Here is a 16,396-nt window from a genome sequence, read left to right on the forward strand (position 1 = left end):
AACAGTCTCCCTCCCTCCTTTGTGAGCCATACAGTAAAACTCTACCCAGAGTAGAGTTTACCGCTACTTACCGAGGTAAGTTTAGCCCAATAAGCTTAGAGCTGCTGATGGTGATTGTTTTGCTTGAGCTAGGATAGAAGTACTCGCCTGTTGTAGGATTTGAGACTTCGTCATTGCTGTCGTTTCTTTCGCGTAATCGGTATCTTTGATACGGCTCTTAGATGCATTAACGTTTTCGTTGATGTTATCTAAGTTGCTGATTGCGTGGTCAAAACGGTTTTGGAAAGCACCAAGAGAAGCACGGTTACTATCTACAGATTTTAGTGCGCCATCAATGATAGATACCGCTTCGTTCGCGCCAGCAACCGAAGTTACATCGATATCGTTAACAGTCACGTCTTTAGCAGCACCAATACCAAGTTCACCAGCAAGGCTGCCGCCGAACTCAACATCACCTTCAACTTTTTGGCTTGAAGCGAAAAGTTGCAGTTTGCCGCCTTCACCAACTGACGCTTTAACGTCTTGGCTCTGACCATTGATGTAAGTTGCTAGTTCTTCCATATCGTTGCCTTCCTTCGCAGAAATAGACAACTCTTGTGCTTCACCAAACTTATCGTTGTATTTGATAGTCAGATCAGAACCTGCAGCTACACGCCAAGAAGCATCTTTGCCTTCTGTAACGCCGTAGCTCTTGCCACCCATGTCTTGAGTGTCAGTACGCATGTTATTCATAGTCAGCATTACTGCTTCACCAGAATCTGCACCGATTTGGAAAGATTGGCTGCCGTAAGTACCGTTAAGAAGCTTATTACCACCAAAAGAGGTCGTTTCAGCAATACGGTTAAGTTCTGTGTTTAGAGCAGAGACTTCTTCTTGGATCGCAACACGTTCAGATTTGCTGTTTGAACCATTTGAAGATTGAAGAGAAAGGTCACGCATACGTTGCAGAATGTTGGTTGACTCATTCATTGCACCTTCAGCTGTCTGTGCAATAGAGATACCATCATTCGCGTTTTTCACAGCCATATCTAGGCCACGGCTTTGCGACGTTAAGCGGTTAGAGATTTGTAGGCCTGCAGCATCATCTTTTGCGCTATTGATTTTATAGCCAGAAGACAAACGCTCCATTGATTTTTGAGTACCTTCAGCCGCGCTATTTAGGTAGCGCTGAGCCGTCATTGCAGACACATTTGTGCTTACATTAATCGCCATAGTTGATCTCCTTTAGGCATTTTTTAATGTACTTATGTGACTCTCACCTCACACAAATACATGTCAATTTTGTTTATGCACCAGTGTCTCTCTCACCTTACATTGGTACATATCATTTCTCTCAATCCCTTTAACGGCCCCTTAATTAGAAGCTTTAATAAAAATTGCGAGTTTTTTCGTATTATTTTCAACAACAAGGAAAAGTGTGATCGGGCTTCAATTAATAGGGCGACATTCGCTAAAGTTTCGTATCTTCGCTCATTTATAAGTGTCGCCTTGCACATAAAAACCAAAGCAGATCCCTGATATCTCGTTCTACTCGATTCTGGGATGACGACCAACGACTTCGATTCAAGTAAACAATGGATGGCTACCTCTCTATAGTCGTCATTCCCTACAGTGAGGAACGAACGTGATAGGGAATCTCGCTTTTGCTCCTGCTTACCAACATTACACTTTTTCAAATACACCTTCGCCAAATTGCAGGCAATAAAAAACCCAGCCGAAGCTGGGTCTGTTTAGCGCTCATCTCTCACCACGAGCTAATTTGTGGAAGCCTTACGTTAACGTTTATGATCAACAACGCTTATAACCAACGTGGCAACGTGGCTTTTTAATCGATTAACCTAGTAGGCTAAGTGCCGAGTTAGGCGCTTGCTTCGCTTGAGCAAGAATTGAGCTTGATGCTTGAGAAAGGATCTGAGACTTAGTCATCTGAGTCGTTTCTTTCGCGAAATCGGTATCTTTAATACGGCTCTTAGATGCGTTAACGTTCTCGTTAATGTTGTCTAAGTTGCTGATAGCGTGGTCGAAACGGTTTTGGAAAGCACCTAGCTCAGCACGGTGGCTATCTACATACTTAAGTGCCGCATCGATTACTGCTACAGATTCTTGCGCGCCGCCAACTGATGTTACGTCGATAGTATCAACCGTTACATCTTTGCCAGGTTGCATGCCTAGTTCGCCAGCAAGGCTGCCAGAGAATGCCACTTCGCCTTCAACTTTGTTGTTACCAGTAAACATTTGTAGCTTACCGTCTTCAGTTACAGACGCTTTAACAGAGTCTTGTTGACCGTTGATGTACGTTGCTAGCTCTTCGATGTCATCGCCCGCTTTCGCAGACACATCGATTTCTTGTGCTTGGCCGAAGTTATCAGTGAACGACATTTTTAGGTCGTTTGCGCCAGCTTGAACGTTCCAGTCTTTATCTTTCGCGTTCTCAGTTTGGTAGCTCTTACCACCCATCTGAGCGTTATCAGAGCGCATGTCTTTCAGTTGAAGCATTACCGCTTCACCGTTATCCGCACCGATTTGGAATGATTTAGTACCGTGAGTACCGTTAAGCAGCTTGTTACCACCAAAAGACGTCGTTTCCGCGATACGGTTTAGTTCGTCGTTCAGTGCTGTTACTTCTTCTTGAATCGCCACACGCTCTGATTTTGAGTTTGAGCCGTTTGAAGATTGTAGAGACAAATCACGCATACGTTGCAGGATGTTCGTTGTCTCGTTCATTGCACCTTCAGCAGTTTGTGCAATTGAGATACCGTCGTTCGCGTTACGAACAGCAACATCAAGGCCGCGGCTCTGAACGTTCAAACGGTTAGAGATTTGTAGGCCCGCAGCGTCATCTTTCGCGCTGTTGATTTTAGAGCCTGAAGCTAGACGCTCCATTGATGTTTGTTGTGCGCTGTTTGCGTTGTTTAGGTAACGTTGCGCTGTCATCGCTGAAACGTTTGTATTTACATTCACTGCCATGGTGATTTCTCCAATTGATTTTCCGGTATAGCGGTTTCCGACGTCTCGGAAAACCAAGTAGTTCTCTCAAAGTTACATTTAATAACGGCTCAAAATCCCGAAGCTTTAGAAAAACTTTAAAAAAACCACAAATAAAATATTAAATCATTATTTATCAATAATTTAAATTTCACACTTTTCTAAAAAGGCGATAGGGTTTAATCGGGTATAAATCTTAATTTGTTCAAAAAACATGCTAACTGCCGTTCAAGTTGGCCAACGCTCAGAAATGATCAATCACCAAAGATCATTGATAGGAATAAAGATTGTGCAATTTATCTAGCCAAGGAGAGTATTTGTAACGAAGAAAATGGGGTGAATGGAAACTTAAAGATCAGGAAACTTAAGGATCAGAAATCTAAAGTTAGAAACCAGTGGGAAACGCAAAAGACAGGAAAAAAAAAGGTAGAAATAAGAAAGATAGGAAACAGAGAAATAAATAACAGAAAGGAAAAAGCCCCTTTTCCTTTGAGAGAACCGGGGCTAGTTGGCAGGTCAGAGCCTGTGTGGAGATCATCGAGAAATGAACACATTTCTGACTCGCCGTTGCATTCTTACCGTAAAAATGAATAGCAGGTGAGAGATGAGAGAGCTAAACACTCATAGTAAGTATGCTTGCCAGTTTCCCTTGCTGCATAGCTCACGTCTGAACACGAGCAGCAAGTTCAACCAATAACTATTGCAATAGTGTCATTGCAGAGTTAGGCAACTGTTTTGCTTGAGCAAGTATCGAAGTACCTGCTTGTTGCAGAATTTGTGATTTGGTCATTTGCGTCGTCTCTTTCGCAAAGTCCGTATCTTTGATTCGGCTGTTAGAAGCGTCTACGTTCTCTTGAACGTTTGCCAAATTATTAATACTGTGGCTTAGACGGTTCTGTTTAGCACCCAAATCAGCACGCTGTGAATCTACGTACTTCATTGCAGAATCAATCACGCTGATTGCGTTTTGTGAACCTGCAACGCTAGTCAGGCTGATATCTTGAACCGATGTTGCACGGCCTTCACTCTTAATACCTAGCTCAGATGCTAGGCCACCAGAGATCGACATTGCACCTTCAAGGTCAGGTTCAGCAACAAATAGTTGAATGCGACCATCATCGGTAACCGATGCGTTCACAAGATCAGATTGACCATTAATGTAAGTAGCAAGCTCTTCAATATCATCACCCGCTTTGGTATTGATATCTAAAACGATGTCTTCACCCGCTTTGGTTCTGAATTCAAACTTAAGGTCGCTCGCGGTTGGCGGCACTTCCCAGCTTTTATCTTTACCGTTTTCAGAATCGAACGTAGTACCGCCCATACGGAAGTCATCAGCACGAACACTAGTGAGTCCCATAATCATCGCTTCACCAGAACTAGAACCAATCTGGAAAGATGCTTCACCAAATGAACCATTCAACAGACGACGGCCACCAAACGAGGTCGTTTCCGCGATACGGTTTAGCTCATCTTGAAGTGCCGAAGACTCTTCATTAAGCGCTGTACGTTCCGCTGCCGAGTTCGTACCGTTTGATGATTGAATCGCCAGATCACGCATACGTTGTAGCACGTTGGTTGATTCGTTCATCGCACCTTCAGCGGTTTGTGCAATTGAAATACCATCATTGGCATTACGCATTGCCACGTCTAAACCACGTGATTGCGCCGTTAAACGGTTAGAGATTTGCAGACCAGCTGCATCATCTTTCGCGCTGTTGATTTTATGCCCTGACGACAAACGCTCCATAGAGGTCGCTAAATCATTAGACGCTTTATTCAGGTAACGCTGTGCTGTCATAGCAGAAACGTTAGTGCTTACATTAATAGCCATTTTGCTCTCCTTATGAGTTCGCAAACTTTCTGCGAAGCGGCCAGCTTTACTCTCATATGGATAAGCACTGACCGTGTATTACTCGCTAAACCCTATGCAGGGTTTAAGATCTGTATAAATCATTTTATGACCAACACAGATACAAGTTATATGCCAAGTTTAATACTGTTTTGATTAATTTTTAATATACATAAAATCAATCACTTAAATTAAAACTTAACTCGATTTGGTTTAACTGGCTTGGGGAACAAAAAGTACCTTCATTCGCCCATTGCCGCTTTTTGCCGCTATTCTCAAACAGATGATATCCTGTATAAAAAAACGGCAAAGGTTGAAGTGATTCGCGCATACGGCATAGCACATATGGCAAAGAATCTAACTTCAATGGTGAGTGTTAGTTCACCACTAAATACCGATTGATCATTAAATATAGTTAAACAAGGTCAGGTCTTTGGTTTTACCAAACGCTTGTTGAGAAGCTTGCAATGCTCGAGAGTTTTCATTGAACTCAATGATGGCTTTCGAGTAATCCAAGTCTTCAAAGTTGCTTTTCGCTTTCGCTAAAGACAACTTAAAATCTTCATGTTGCTGCTCTTGAATATCCAGCGTACTTAAACGCGCACCGACATCGGTTCTAGCCTTCGTTAGATGAATAAACGCAGCATGAAATTCTTCGGTCACTTGGTGCAATTTCGCTGTTGCTGATGCATCCGATACCGGGTTTTCAGCCTGCTCAGCCGCCTCTTTGAACGTATCAAAGATAGAGAAAGTCTCTCGTGGTTCTAAGGTGATCGAATCACCTTTAGTGATTTGGCCTTTGATTTGGATATTCAGACCTTCATAGACAATGCCAGTCGAAGGATCAAAGTCTTCCGCGGCCACCACTGCGCCATCTTTTTCAAGTTGATAAGCATAATTTCCTGTCTGCATATCAACGAACGTCACTTTATACGTTGACCCATCTTCAGCTGAGTTCGTCGCACGTTCCAAAAGTAATTCAGAAGCGGGCTCAAGCTCGTACTGAGGTTCGTAATCACCAAACGGGTTATCTATTTCCATAAATAACTTGCTGCCCGGATCATTCATCGCCATCTCGAAGCTACTCGCTACACGCATCTTTCGCTGATAGTCATCGCCCTGATAGCTGACGTTACCTTGGTTATCTCTAAAAAAGGGTTGATTCTTCGGCTTAGTACCCGCAAACGTGTAGTTACCCGACTCATCTTGAGAGTTAGCTAGATGCAGAAAGTTATTTGATAGCTCTTGGATCTCGCGTTTCTTCGCTAAACGGTCCTCTGGAGAAAGCGCACCGTTAATCATTTCCATCACGGTTCGTTTTGCTTCATCAGCAAAGCCTTCGGTGTTGGAGACCAATACCTCGTGATGTTCCAATCGATTACGAACCAAGACGATTGCGTCACTATATTGCTTAAGCTGCTCTGATTGCTGACCAATATTTTGTAAATAGTGGGTCGCAAGAGGATCATCACTTGGCGACTGCAACTTCTTACCGGAAGCAAGTTGTGCTTGGTTGTGATGTATCTTGTTCTCTTGACGACGCAAGTCGTTCTGAACAGATTGGTAATTGTGGAAGCTAGAAATACGATTCAACATTTATACTTCCTACCTCAGAGCCAAAATAGTATTGAACGTATCATTGGCTGCTTGCATGATGCGTGAAGAAGCCATATACGCTTGCTGAAATTTCATCATATTTGCCGCTTCTTCATCGAGGTTAACCCCCGACACTGAAGCAATACGTTCCTGAGCGGATTCCTTTTCTAAGGTGGCAATGTCGCTTAAGCGATTTGCCGTCGACGCTTTCAGGCCCGTGTTGGTATTCAAGTTGTGGTAAAGGTCCAAAATCGTAGACTCACCATCATTCAAGATCTTACCGGTTTGGAGATCTTGCAGCTTACGCAAGTTACCGTTGTCACCCTCTGATGGGACAAGGTTTGCCGTAAATTTATCGTTTGCCACAGCGCCAGAAGTTAACTCGAAAGTCGTACCATTAATCGTAACCGGCCCTTCAGGTGGGTACGGCTGCGGCTGCATTAAAATATTGCCTTTCGGGTCAGTCACGGCAAACTGCTCACCTTTTGGTGAAACAATCACTTCAAACTCACGCAATTGACCGGCCGCTAGAATCTTGAACCCCGCCGAGCCTTTCGCGAACGTGGTCGATGCCTCATAACTTTGTGCGGCAATATCTCTAGGGTCTTTGGTTTCCATCTGAATCTGAGCAGCAAAGTTACGAGTTGGACGCAGTAACAGCTTCTCACCCAATTCAGGCGGGTTTCGAACTTCGACTCGCATACCATCTAGATAAAAAGCATTGCCCGCTGAATTAGTGCTGACTTTTACCGTTTCACCGTCAGGTTTGGTCACGACATAGTCACTACCGTCATATTTAAGACCGTACTCGCCGCCTTTTAAGGCAGAGGTGTCATCAATATATACGGCAACATCAGCCTTTGATTGGCTGCCAGCCGTCACGCGTGATTTCGCCACGCGCTCAGAGTTCACATCGGTGAAGATGTCTTGGCCAACGTTGCCATTGAGATCTAAACCTTGTGATTGCAGTGAGTTCACTTTCTCAGAGAAAGCCGTCGCCAAACGTCCAAGTTCATCCATGATGTCAGGGATATGTTCGTCTCGCATATCGAGCATGGCACCGATTTTTCCATCGATATCATTACTGGTGATCGGCTTCAAAGACTTACCTTCAACAATCGCCAATCGACGCTGATGCGTATCAGGTAAACCGTCAACTAGCTTCAGTTGACTTGCTTCGCTACCAGAAACCAAGGTATGACCATTACCAATATGGACGTTAAATCCTTCCGCATTAGATCGCGGCGTTACCGTCACTTTGGTGTAACCAGATAGCTCATTGATCAGCTTTTCGTGCTGATCTCGTAAATCATTGTGAGGTCCTGGTGTTCGCATCATCAAACGCTGAACGTCACGAATCTCAACCGCAATTTGGTTAACACGTTCAATGCCGACTTCTAATTTTTTGTTCGTAGAATCAGACTGTTGACGTACCGTTTCATGAAATTCATTCAAGGTTTTAGTTACAAGCCCTGCTTTCTCTAACACGACCTTACGCGCACCCACATCATTTGGGGTATCGGCGAGAGTCTTAACGGAATCAAACCATTCGTTGAGGTTTTCTGGAATCTTCTTTGAAGCGACCGACGACAACATGCTCGACAGCATATCGAGGTTGGCTTCGGTATCGCCTTTGTTGGCGGCATTGGTTGTCGATAAGTTAAGTTCTTTGACGGCAAACTGATCCCAAGAGCGGCGAACATTTTCCACATGTACACCCATACCGTAGGATTGCCCACCGTACTGGCGCGGGTCATTCACACCTTGAATCACAGACTGGCGGCTATAGCCCTCTGTGTTGGCGTTAGAAATGTTATGACCTGTGGTGTTGAGCTGTCTCTGAGCCGTAAGAACACTTTGTGCCCCTACATTCAGAAGATCCGACGCCATAATGCCCCCAAAAAACTTAACAAAACCAGAATGAACTGATTAACTACAACCGTACATTACTAATATAAAAGCAATATATGTGCCAACACAAACAATGGAGAGTAAAATACGATAATTTATTGAAGTGTAAGGAGATAACGACAGACTTCGCAGCAAACGTTTAGGTGATAGATAAGAAAAGAGCCTGCCAATGGCAAGCTCCCGAGTACATTCAATAACGCTAGTTCATCTCGTCAATCTTGGCTTTCACTCGCAAAACCTTGTCTGCATAGTTAGGGTCAGTTGCGTAACCAGCCTGATGAATACCTTTGATGAAATTCTCTGAATTGCCTTGATGCTGTAGCGCCGTTTCGTATCTTGGATTTTCATTCAAGAACTTCACGTAATCATTAAAGCTATCTTCGAAATTAGAGTAAGAACGGAAAGAAGCAGACTCTTTAACGGCGGTTTTGCCATGGAACTCAAGAGTTTGAGTCGCGACCTTATCGCCCTTCCAGCTTCTATCTGCTTTGATGTTGAATAGGTTATTACTGTTGCCCAAAGAGTTCTTAATCATCTTAGAGCCCCAACCTGTTTCAAGTGCCGCTTGTGCTAATAGCAGTGACGAATCAACACCGAGTGCGCTCGCCGCTTTTTCAGCGTAAGGCTTCATCGACGTAACAAACGATTCTGGCGAATCAAATGAAGCGGGTTGTTTTGCTGCTGACACGTCTGTTGTTGACTTAGCAGATTGAACTTCAGAGACTTTCTCTTCTGAACGACCAGAATATTGAGGTCTTTCCAGCGAGGTATCAAAACCTTCACTGCGAACCTTATCTTCTGTCGCGTCGCTTGCTTGACCCGCACTTAACTGAGCTACAATCATGTCCGCAAGGCCTAATGAACCTGAAGCACTCAACTCACTCGCCATTTGGTCATCTTGCATCTGACGATAAAACTGCTCGTTCTGGCTGTTCAGCATATCCGACTTAAAGCTCGAGTTAGCATCGCGCATTGACTTAAACAACATCGAGGTGAAAATCGATTCAAACTGTTTTGCCGCCGCGGTTAATGCTTCTTTCTCGCTGCCTTCTTCACCGTTTACGGCTTGTTGACGAAGACGGTCTAAACTACCGATGTCGTGAATAAAGCCGATGTCATTGTTATTCTTAATCATGCTTTATTCCTTAGATAATGATCAATTGGCCTTCAATTGCACCCGCTTGTTTCAGTGCTTGAAGGATTGCCATTAAATCAGAAGGTGCAGCGCCTACTTCATTGACTGCGCGTACCAAATCGTCCAGCGTTAGGCCCGGTTCAAATTTGAACATCTTGCCATCGCCTTCCGTGATTTCGATATCAGAATCAGGAACCACTACCGTTTGACCACCAGAGAATGCATTAGGTTGGCTTACGTTGAGATTTTCTTTGATTGCAACCGTCATACCACCGTGGGTTACCGCCGCCGCTCTTAGGCGAACGTGCTTACCAACCACAATAGTTCCGGTGCGGGAGTTAACAATAATTTTTGCAGAACCCTCTGCAGGATCAAATTCGATGTTTTCGATTGCCGATAAGAAAGCCACGCGTTGGCTGATTTCTCGAGGAGCGCGAACTTTTACAGACGTCGCGTCGACCGCAGACGCCATTTGTGGACCTAGGAAGTTGTTAACCGCATCAGCCAAACGCTGAGCCGTTGTGAAATCAGATTGAATTAGGTTAAAGGTTATGTAGTCACCACGACCGAATGGGGTCGGGATCTCTTGTTCAACCGTCGCACCGCTAGAGATGATACCGACGTTAGGGTTGTTACCGACAATCTTAGAACCGTCGTTACCTTGTGCACTAAAGCCACTTACTACCAAGTTACCTTGCGCGACCGCATACACCTGACCGTCTAGACCTTTCAGGAAGGTCTGCAACAAAGTACCACCACGAAGGCTTTTTGCTGAACCGATAGAAGAAACGGTTACGTCAACTTCCTGACCTTGCTTAGAGAATGCCGGGAGTTCAGCGGTAACAATTACCGCGGCGACGTTTTTAGTTTTTGGCTTGGTGCCGGGCGGCAATTGGATGCCAAAGTTTTGCAGCATTGCGTTAAACGTTTGATCGGTAAAGGGAGTTGTCTCACCTGTCCCCGGCAAACCCGTAACCAAACCATAACCGACAAGTTGGTTACTACGAACACCCGCCACTTTTGCCACGTCTTTAATACGCGCAGCATGGGCACTGGTGGCAAGAAATAGCATGCCGAATAGTACGAGTGTGAGTTTTTTCATTGAGTAACCTGTCTGTATTGCTTCAGTTTATAATAACTTAGCGAAATATTTGTGATTGATGAGGGCTGTCAGTATCCCGACGCCCTATCAAGCTCTACAGAGATACATTAAAGAATCGTGCCAAGAATCCAGGCTCTTGCATATCTTTCTGCACGCCCGTACCTGAATACTGAATTCGTGCGTTAGAAACACGGTTTGAAGCGATGGTATTTTCGAAGTCTATATCATCAGGACGGATGGTGCCGCTTAGGCGGATGTACTCATCGCCCGTATTCAGTGTCATCCACTTTTCGCCACGGACCACTAGATTACCATTGGCTAATACTTCGATAACTTCAACGGTAATGTAGCCGCTGATGCTGTTACTCTGGTTGGCTGACGCGTCACCCGCAAAGGTGTTGGTGTTGCTCAGATCATAAGAGAAGTTGTACTTGTCGATAGTCAGCTCTTGACCACCGACTGCCAGCGGCTCCATCGTTGCATCGTTCGACTTAGACATGTCTGCGTTGGCTTTCTTGGTCGCTCGAGTATTCTCGTCCAACGCCACGGTAATGATGTCACCAATACCACGAGGTTTTGAGTCGTCATACATGCTGCCAATGTGATTAACATTAAACAGTGAGCCCGTTGCTGCTGCGTAGTGTTCTGGTTTTTCTTTTGGATTGATTGGCGCCCATGCTGGGTCACCAGCAACTGGATCGGTTCGACCACGAAGCGTATCGATAATGCCTGAGCTCTCTTGCGCTGACTTATCACCTTCCACGGCATCAACCACTGTGGTTGCGTTTTCTTCTGCCGGAGTCTCAATAGGATCCAAAACAGAACACCCCGTCATAGACATAAACAGAGCTAAACAAAAAATACGTTTCATGGCGATATACTCTCAGCAGGCAATGGTAAATAGATCAATTGGTAGAAACACGTCAGTTAATTGGAAAAATCCATTAATTATCAATAATTAAACGGCTAATAAACCAATTACAGCTGTTGGTTAACAAAGCTCATCATCTTGTCTACCGACGAGATAACTTTCGAATTCATTTCGTAGACACGTTGAGCTTCAATCATATTCACCAGCTCTTCGGTGACGTTTACGTTCGATGTTTCAAGCATCGACTGACGAATATTACCTAAGCCATCAAAGCCAGGAACCCCCTCTTGTGGGTCGCCACTAGCACCGGTTGGTAAGTAAAGGTTTTGACCTACAGGCTCCAAACCACCTGGGTTTACGAAGTCAGTGATGGTGATTTGGCCAACCACAACGTTGTTTTGCTCACCACGTAGACGTACTGACACTTCACCGTCGTTACCAACCGTCACCGAAATCGCATCTTCAGGAATCACGATTTCTGGTTGCAGAGCATAACCTTGACCTGATGTAACGATCGCGCCGTCACCGTTCAGAGTGAACTGACCATTTCGGCTGTAACCTGTTTCACCGTCTGGCATTTCAACTTGGAAGAAGCCGTCGCCTTCAATCATCATATCTAAGCTGTTCGACGTTGTTTGCGCGTTACCGTGAGTGTGCACTTTTTGAGTTGCGACTACTTTTGAACCGGCACCTAACATCAAGCCACTAGGCAGCTCAGTATTTTGAGACGATTGGCCTCCTGGCTGGTTGATATTCTGATAGAACAGATCTTCAAATACCGCACGACTCTTTTTAAAACCAATGGTCGAGGCGTTGGCAAGGTTGTTCGAAATCGTTGAGATATTGGTTTGTTGTGCGTCTAAACCTGTTTTACTTACCCATAATGCTGGATGCATAGCAAATTCCTTTAAATTCTATTAGCTCATTCGAAGCAGTGAATCAGACGATTTGTCCATTTCCTCTGCAGTGCTCATCATCTTGACCTGCATTTCGAATTGACGTTGTAAGTCAATTAGGCTGGTCATTTCACCAACAGCATTTACGTTGCTGCCTTCGATGGCACCTTTTAGCAACGTTACCGCTGCATCTGCTTCGTATGCCTGATCTGGGTTTTTCGAACGGAATAGACCATTCGTATCTTTAAACAAACTTTGGTTGTCTGGGCGTACAAGTTTAATACGGTCAACAATCGCTAATTCTTCAGCTGGAGCGCCTTGAGGAATCACCGAAATCGTACCATCTGTACCAATTTCTACTTTGCTGACCGGGATTGGGAGCGTGATTGGCGCGTCATTCTCACCTAACACCAAGTGACCGCTTGCGTTGGTTAACAAACCGTTTTGGTCAACCTTTAGATTACCATTACGCGTTAAACCTTCACGGCCTGTGTTATCCATCACTGAAATCCAACCATCACCTTGAATAGTGACATCAAGATCTCGGCCAGTGGTGACCACACTACCTTGTGCGAAATTATGACCCGGACGTTCTGTCATGCTGAAAACACGAGTAGGCATGCCTTCACCGTACGCTTGCATTGAACGTGCTTGTGCTAAATCAGCACGGAAACCCGTTGTACTTACGTTGGCAAGGTTGTTAGCACGTAGCTGCAAAGCTTGCATATTTTGCTTAGCGCCACTCATGGCAAGAAACAGTGCGCGATCCATAATTTTGCTCCAAAAAATCATCTTCTGGGGCTAATAAAGCAAACACTGTGCCAATATTTTTTACTGTTATTTATCAGTAATTTAAATAGAAAAAGAACGAAAAGGGGTGATCGTCAAAGGATCATTGAGGAATAATTGTTGCCAGAGGCATTACCGGGCGGCAATAGGGGCGGCAAATAGAAAAGCAAACAGCCATATCAAATTCAGCAACAATACCCAATTCAATAACATTGAATTGGGTATTCGCAGATGATTCAAACGCTCGAAACGATTAACGAATCTGAAGAATATTCTGTTGCAGTTGGTTGTGTACTTCTAGAGAACGCGAGTTCGCTTGGAAGTTACGTTGAGCAGAAATCAAATCAACCAGTTCTTGTGTCATATCGATGTTCGACTGCTCTAGCGAGCCGTTGTTGATGCTACCAAATGAACCTTTGTTCGATTCACCCCAGATTTTAGAGCCTGAGTCATTAGTAGAATCCCACTGAGTGCCACCTTTCTTATCTAGGCCTTGCTCATTGGGTACACGAACCAAGCCTACACGGCCAAGCATCACGTTTTCACCATTTGAGTAAGTACCTAAAACACTGCCGTACTCATCGAAATCGATTTTGGTTAAGAAACCTGTTGTCGCGCCATCTTCATCGAACTTAGTGAGTTCAAATGGAGCGGCAAACTGAGTTGACGAATCTAGACCAAACTTAAGCACCTGCGTTGGATCAGCACCGTTCAAATCAATTGGGTTAGCTCCTGCACCTAGTGCTTCAGAGTTAATTGGCTGGCCATTGTTAAGGCTCGCCAACGTACCGTCATTGTTGAACTTCATTGTGTGACCAACATGACCTTGTGCATTGGTCGCATCACCACCCGTGATATTGACCGGCTTTTCACCGTTCTCATCTGACATGGTGTAGTACGTCTGCCAAGTGTTTGGTTGAGTCTGATCTTTGAGGTAGTAAGTCGTTAACTTGTAAGACTGACCCATAGAATCGTATACCGTCGAAGACGTTGCACGATTATAAGTGTCAGCATCTTTGAAGTTAAATGCAGCCGGGTCTTTAAGATCACCGTTTGCAGGAAGGTTAACCCCTACTTCAATGTTTTCTGTCTGTTTTGGCTTACCAAACTCAGCAGGAATGTCGAGTGGCTTTGGCGCGTAAGAAAGAACTTCACCCGAATTTGGATCAACATCGTAACCTAAAAGAAACTCATCGTTAGCAGTAACCATGTAGTTGTCTTTGTTTAGGTGAAATGCACCATTACGCGTGAGTTCATTGATCTCCGGTACCATACGGTCTTTCGATACTGCAAAGAAACCTGTACCACTTACACGTAAGTCCATTGGGTTGTTAGTATAAATACTTGAACCTTCATGGAACTGTTGCGCCACTTGGCTAGCTTGCGCACCGCCACCTGCCGTCGTTTTTGCGTTAGTGAATAACGAACTTGAGTAAACATCGCCAAACTCCGCACGTGACTCTTTAAAGCCGAATGTGTTTGCGTTCGCAATGTTGTTACTGGTTGTATTCAGGTCTAGTTGTGCAGCGGATAGACCGCTTAAAGCTACATATGACATTCCAATATTCTCCTAATCTCTCTAGCTAGCATAATCACTCTTTTAAAGCGTTACGCTTTACCAACTTCTAGTACTTCAGCAAGTCGTACTGGCGATGTGAAACCAGCCAGATTGAGTAGTACGTTGCCATCGCCCTTACCAAGAAGCACACTGTTCACGTTCGCATAACTGGAAACTTGGAACTCTGTGTTCTCGCCATCCAGTAAACCCGACGCTTTCACGTTGTATTTACCAGCCGGCAATGGGTTACCGTCTTCGTCTTTTCCGTCCCATTCAACACGTGTGTCGCCTGATGGTTTAGAGCCGATATCAAAAGTGCGAACCAATTGTCCAACTTCGTTCTCAACACGGACGATTACATTGTCCATTGCCTGAGGAAGCTTAACCATTGACGCCATACCGCCATCACCGGGTTTCACACCTGCCGCACCAGGAACCAATACATCGCGGCCAACCAAAGAGGATGCCTGTAATGCTTGGTTAGAAGTCATTGATGAATTCAAGCTTTCAAACTGTGTATTCATTTTGCCAATGCCATCTACGGTCGCAAATGAAGCCATTTGCGCAATCATCTGGTCATTGCTAACCGGCTTAAAAGGGTCTTGTTGGGCTAATTGCTTAGTCAACAAAGATAAGAAGTCTTCTTGTTTAAGATCCTGCTTACCTGTTGTTTCGTCGGGCTTTTTCGCGCCATCTTGAAGACTCTTCAGCTGGTCAACATAGGACAAGCCGCTTTGACCAACATTGTTGTTGATTCCAGCCATGTGCTACCTCCTTATCCTTATTGACCCATCTGCAGCGTACGCAGCAGCATTTGTTTACTCGAGTCAGCAACCTGCACATTTGTTTGGTACGCGCGTGATGCCGAAATCATGTTTGCCATTTCTTCCATAACGTTCACGTTAGGCTTGTAGATATAGCCTTCGTTATTCGCTAATGGGTGATCTGGGTTGTACTCCGCGCTCAACGGCTTATCGCTTTCCACAATACCTAATACTTTCACAGGCACAGTGTGACCACTGTTGCGTGCTTTATTTAACTCAGCGCCGAACACTGCGTGGCGAGCCTTGTAAGTTTCTTCAGCAGAACTACTTACACTGTCCGCGTTCGCAAGGTTGCTCGAGGTCGTATTTAGACGAACAGATTCAGCACTCATCGCAGAACCAGTCACATTGAATACATTGAATAAACTCATCTAATTATTCCCCTTTAATCGCTTTAGTTAAATTCTTGAACTTACTTCCTAGGAAGTCGAGAGAGGCTTGATGCCTAATTTGGTTTTGCATGAAAAGGTTTCTTTCCAAATCCAAATCAACCGTGTTGCCATCTCCTGTATCAGGTTGGGTAGGAATTCGATACTTCGTTTCCCCGTTCACCGTTGTTGAGGCAGAAATGTGCCGACCATCTGTACGGCTAAGACCAATGCTTGCCCCAGAACTTGCCGCTTGCAGCGATTTCTTAAAGTCTAATCCTTTTGCTTTATACCCAGGCGTGTTTGCTTGCGCGATATTGGTGGAAAGCACCTCAGCGTTACGCTCACGTACACCAACTGTGTGCTGGTGAATGCCTAAAGCATTGTCAAAAGAAATAGCCATGTAAACCTCAACTCAAGAACTGACTGTTATGAGATAACCAAAGCAATATATATACCAACTTTTTAAACAAAGCGGGCTATCAATACTTTTACAGGTTACTCGTGGG

At 44.6% G+C, this 16,396-nt stretch carries 14 protein-coding genes; all 14 read right to left on the minus strand.

Annotation, left to right across the window (positions count from 1 at the left end; translation table 11 throughout):
• Positions 1-81: 81 nt before the first annotated feature.
• The gene (locus AACR09_RS06920) at positions 82-1,212 is read right to left on the minus strand and encodes a flagellin (RefSeq protein WP_004736190.1); all 1,131 of its coding nucleotides are present in this window, start codon (positions 1,210-1,212) and stop codon (positions 82-84) included.
• A gap of 621 nt (positions 1,213-1,833) precedes the next feature.
• A complete protein-coding gene (locus AACR09_RS06925; protein WP_004736189.1) occupies positions 1,834-2,967 on the minus strand; it encodes a flagellin in 1,134 nt (377 codons plus the stop codon).
• 715 nt (positions 2,968-3,682) lie between these two features.
• Positions 3,683-4,819 (minus strand): flagellin, encoded by a 1,137-nt coding sequence (locus AACR09_RS06930; RefSeq protein WP_017076826.1) that lies wholly within the window; start codon positions 4,817-4,819, stop codon positions 3,683-3,685.
• A 423-nt stretch (positions 4,820-5,242) separates the two neighbouring features.
• A complete protein-coding gene (gene flgL, locus AACR09_RS06935) occupies positions 5,243-6,433 on the minus strand; it encodes a flagellar hook-associated protein FlgL (protein ID WP_004736186.1) in 1,191 nt (396 codons plus the stop codon).
• 9 nt (positions 6,434-6,442) lie between these two features.
• Positions 6,443-8,323 (minus strand): flagellar hook-associated protein FlgK, encoded by a 1,881-nt coding sequence (flgK, locus tag AACR09_RS06940; RefSeq protein WP_004736185.1) that lies wholly within the window; start codon positions 8,321-8,323, stop codon positions 6,443-6,445.
• A gap of 220 nt (positions 8,324-8,543) precedes the next feature.
• Positions 8,544-9,479, minus strand: coding sequence for a flagellar assembly peptidoglycan hydrolase FlgJ (gene flgJ, locus AACR09_RS06945; protein WP_004736183.1), 936 nt, complete (start codon positions 9,477-9,479; stop codon positions 8,544-8,546).
• Positions 9,480-9,489: 10 nt separating this feature from the next.
• A complete protein-coding gene (locus AACR09_RS06950) occupies positions 9,490-10,581 on the minus strand; it encodes a flagellar basal body P-ring protein FlgI (RefSeq protein ID WP_017076828.1) in 1,092 nt (363 codons plus the stop codon).
• A gap of 94 nt (positions 10,582-10,675) precedes the next feature.
• Positions 10,676-11,452 carry a flagellar basal body L-ring protein FlgH gene (gene flgH, locus AACR09_RS06955; protein WP_017076829.1) on the minus strand — a complete coding sequence of 259 codons (777 nt, stop codon included), beginning with the start codon at positions 11,450-11,452 and terminating at the stop codon, positions 10,676-10,678.
• A gap of 107 nt (positions 11,453-11,559) precedes the next feature.
• Positions 11,560-12,348: a flagellar basal-body rod protein FlgG gene (gene flgG, locus AACR09_RS06960; protein ID WP_004736180.1), complete on the minus strand. Its 789-nt coding sequence runs from the start codon at positions 12,346-12,348 to the stop codon at positions 11,560-11,562.
• Between the two features lie 21 nt (positions 12,349-12,369).
• Positions 12,370-13,119, minus strand: a complete 750-nt coding sequence (gene flgF / locus AACR09_RS06965) for a flagellar basal-body rod protein FlgF (RefSeq protein WP_017095944.1) — start codon at positions 13,117-13,119, stop codon at positions 12,370-12,372.
• A 271-nt stretch (positions 13,120-13,390) separates the two neighbouring features.
• Positions 13,391-14,695, minus strand: a complete 1,305-nt coding sequence (gene flgE, locus AACR09_RS06970; RefSeq protein WP_017076830.1) for a flagellar hook protein FlgE — start codon at positions 14,693-14,695, stop codon at positions 13,391-13,393.
• 50 nt (positions 14,696-14,745) lie between these two features.
• Positions 14,746-15,459, minus strand: a complete 714-nt coding sequence (flgD, locus tag AACR09_RS06975) for a flagellar hook assembly protein FlgD (RefSeq protein ID WP_004736177.1) — start codon at positions 15,457-15,459, stop codon at positions 14,746-14,748.
• A 17-nt stretch (positions 15,460-15,476) separates the two neighbouring features.
• Positions 15,477-15,890: a flagellar basal body rod protein FlgC gene (gene flgC, locus AACR09_RS06980; protein WP_004736176.1), complete on the minus strand. Its 414-nt coding sequence runs from the start codon at positions 15,888-15,890 to the stop codon at positions 15,477-15,479.
• A gap of 4 nt (positions 15,891-15,894) precedes the next feature.
• Positions 15,895-16,290, minus strand: a complete 396-nt coding sequence (flgB, locus tag AACR09_RS06985) for a flagellar basal body rod protein FlgB (RefSeq protein ID WP_004736175.1) — start codon at positions 16,288-16,290, stop codon at positions 15,895-15,897.
• Positions 16,291-16,396 lie beyond the last annotated feature (106 nt).

Origin of the sequence: Vibrio sp. OPT20 (assembly GCF_963889365.1) — a bacterium.
GTDB classification, from domain to species: Bacteria; Pseudomonadota; Gammaproteobacteria; order Enterobacterales; family Vibrionaceae; genus Vibrio; species Vibrio splendidus.

What these genes read in the sequence shown, in the direction of transcription:
- flgC (WP_004736176.1), bottom strand. Translation starts at nt 15,890, where the DNA reads ATGAGTTTATTCAATGTATTCAATGTGACTGGTTCTGCGATGAGTGCT.
- AACR09_RS06950 (WP_017076828.1), bottom strand. Translation starts at nt 10,581, where the DNA reads ATGAAAAAACTCACACTCGTACTATTCGGCATGCTATTTCTTGCCACC.
- flgK (WP_004736185.1), bottom strand. Translation starts at nt 8,323, where the DNA reads ATGGCGTCGGATCTTCTGAATGTAGGGGCACAAAGTGTTCTTACGGCT.
- flgB (WP_004736175.1), bottom strand. Translation starts at nt 16,290, where the DNA reads ATGGCTATTTCTTTTGACAATGCTTTAGGCATTCACCAGCACACAGTT.
- flgF (WP_017095944.1), bottom strand. Translation starts at nt 13,119, where the DNA reads ATGGATCGCGCACTGTTTCTTGCCATGAGTGGCGCTAAGCAAAATATG.
- flgE (WP_017076830.1), bottom strand. Translation starts at nt 14,695, where the DNA reads ATGTCATATGTAGCTTTAAGCGGTCTATCCGCTGCACAACTAGACCTG.
- AACR09_RS06920 (WP_004736190.1), bottom strand. Translation starts at nt 1,212, where the DNA reads ATGGCGATTAATGTAAGCACAAATGTGTCTGCAATGACGGCTCAGCGC.
- flgH (WP_017076829.1), bottom strand. Translation starts at nt 11,452, where the DNA reads ATGAAACGTATTTTTTGTTTAGCTCTGTTTATGTCTATGACGGGGTGT.
- AACR09_RS06925 (WP_004736189.1), bottom strand. Translation starts at nt 2,967, where the DNA reads ATGGCAGTGAATGTAAATACAAACGTTTCAGCGATGACAGCGCAACGT.
- flgD (WP_004736177.1), bottom strand. Translation starts at nt 15,459, where the DNA reads ATGGCTGGAATCAACAACAATGTTGGTCAAAGCGGCTTGTCCTATGTT.
- AACR09_RS06930 (WP_017076826.1), bottom strand. Translation starts at nt 4,819, where the DNA reads ATGGCTATTAATGTAAGCACTAACGTTTCTGCTATGACAGCACAGCGT.
- flgG (WP_004736180.1), bottom strand. Translation starts at nt 12,348, where the DNA reads ATGCATCCAGCATTATGGGTAAGTAAAACAGGTTTAGACGCACAACAA.
- flgJ (WP_004736183.1), bottom strand. Translation starts at nt 9,479, where the DNA reads ATGATTAAGAATAACAATGACATCGGCTTTATTCACGACATCGGTAGT.
- flgL (WP_004736186.1), bottom strand. Translation starts at nt 6,433, where the DNA reads ATGTTGAATCGTATTTCTAGCTTCCACAATTACCAATCTGTTCAGAAC.